At 61.2% G+C, this 1,650-nt stretch carries 2 protein-coding genes; one reads left to right on the top strand and one right to left on the bottom strand.

The genetic code is table 11. The features are described from left to right. Window positions 1-146 precede the first annotated feature (146 nt). A complete protein-coding gene (locus tag CQ020_RS23940) occupies window positions 147-524 on the bottom strand; it encodes a nuclear transport factor 2 family protein (RefSeq protein WP_105694322.1) in 378 nt (125 codons plus the stop codon). A gap of 92 nt (window positions 525-616) precedes the next feature. Between CQ020_RS23940 and CQ020_RS23945 the strand changes: the two genes are divergently transcribed. Beyond that, a complete protein-coding gene (locus tag CQ020_RS23945; RefSeq protein ID WP_105694323.1) occupies window positions 617-1,573 on the top strand; it encodes an RNA polymerase subunit sigma-70 in 957 nt (318 codons plus the stop codon). The last annotated feature ends 77 nt before the right edge of the window (window positions 1,574-1,650 follow it).

Genomic DNA, 1,650 nt, shown 5'->3' on the forward strand with positions numbered 1-1,650 from the left:
GAACCCGGAAGCTAAGACCCACAGCGCCGATGGTACTGCACCCGGGAGGGTGTGGGAGAGTAGGACACCGCCGGACAACCATTAAAACGGGGAGCCCCGACCACACGGTCGGGGCTCCCCGCATTTAACAACCAAACACCACAGTGTCACACCCCAATGACGTCGCCACGTGCCAAGGCAAAAGGCAGGCGATCGAAGATGATGTGAATCTCAACAATCTGTTCGTTCTGGACGCGATAGAGCTCAGCGCCAGGAGCGCTCGGTACTGCCCGATTGGCTGTGTTGTACATCAGCAGTGCTTCTTCGTCCGTGCCGAAGGCGGCAAGGAGTGTGGATTGCGTGAGCGAAGCGGCAAAGGGCTCCATGAACGCCCGGACCGCCGCTTTCCCTTCGATGACGCCTGAGGGTGCGTAGCAAATGACATCCTCGGCTATGTGGGTGACTGCCGCGTCCAGGGTGCCGGCAGTCCAGGCCTGGTGGTATGCCACTGCAATCTTTACGGCGGCAGCTTGAGACTCGGACATGGCGCTGTTCCTTTCGTAGAGGGTTACTTCTGTTTAGACACCGCAAGCGGCCAAATCGGAACGCAGGATTGGGTACGTGCCAAGATTGAACCGTGACGTCAGCGGAGATGGACGCAGCCCGGTCCGGCGATAAAGAAGCCTTCGCCGCGCTGGTTGCGCCCTTGCGCCGGGAACTTCATCTGCACTGTTACCGGATCACAGGCTCTGTTGATGATGCTGACGATGTACTACAGGACGTCCTGCTCGCCGCTTGGCAGGGCTTGCCCGGATTTGCCGGCCGATCATCCTTGAGGACCTGGCTCTACCGGATTGAAACTACCCGTTCCCTTAATGCACGAAGGGATCGAGGCCGCCGTCCTCGTCCCGCACTTTTGCCGCCCTTCGAGCCGCCCACCGCTTCTGTTCGGTTCGACCAACCGCATTTGCAGCCCTACTCCGATGTCTTGGTCAACGAGCTTGATCCTGCAACGCAGGTGGTTGCCCGTGAAAGTATCGAGCTTGCCGTTGTGATGGCCCTTCAGCGAATGCCACCGCGCCAAGCTGCGGTGTTGGTGCTCTGCGATGTGCTGGACTTCGGCGTTGGCGAAGCCGCGGAGATGCTTTCAATCGGTCCGACAGCAGCTAAGGGTCTCCTGCAGCGCGCCCGCTCTGCCCGGCCTGCCCCAATGCCAGTCGATAGGGGAGAAGGCCACCGCGACCTGGCCCGTAAGTTTGCGGACGCCTTCTCTCGAGACGACGTCGATGCAGTCGTGGAGCTCCTTACCGATCAGTGCTGGCTGGCTATGCCCCCGGCCAGTGAATGCTACGTAGAGCGTGAGGCCGTCGGAAACTTTCTGCGTGCCAGTGCGGCTGGACGGCCCGGCGGTAGTTATGCGCTGGCCGCTGTCACTGCAGGCGGCAGGCCGGCGTTCGTCTGTTACCTGCAAGGGCGGGCGCGGGGACTGCTGGTCATTGAGCCTTCTCAGGATGGCCGCAGGATCGCATCCATTCTGCGATTCCTCGACGACGGGTTGCACCGACACTTTGGGATGCCCGACTCCCTCACATGACGTGTCGTGATTGCAGACTTGCCCGTGCGCCAGGCTGCAGGTCCGACGGCGGTTTGGTGGGGTTTTGGGGGTGTGTG

Source organism: Arthrobacter sp. MYb23, assembly GCF_002979775.1.
Classification (GTDB): domain Bacteria; phylum Actinomycetota; class Actinomycetes; order Actinomycetales; family Micrococcaceae; genus Arthrobacter.

Bases quoted from the DNA above. Each gene is read 5' to 3' on its own strand.
- CQ020_RS23940 (WP_105694322.1), bottom strand. From the start codon at position 524: ATGTCCGAGTCTCAAGCTGCCGCCGTAAAGATTGCAGTGGCATACCAC.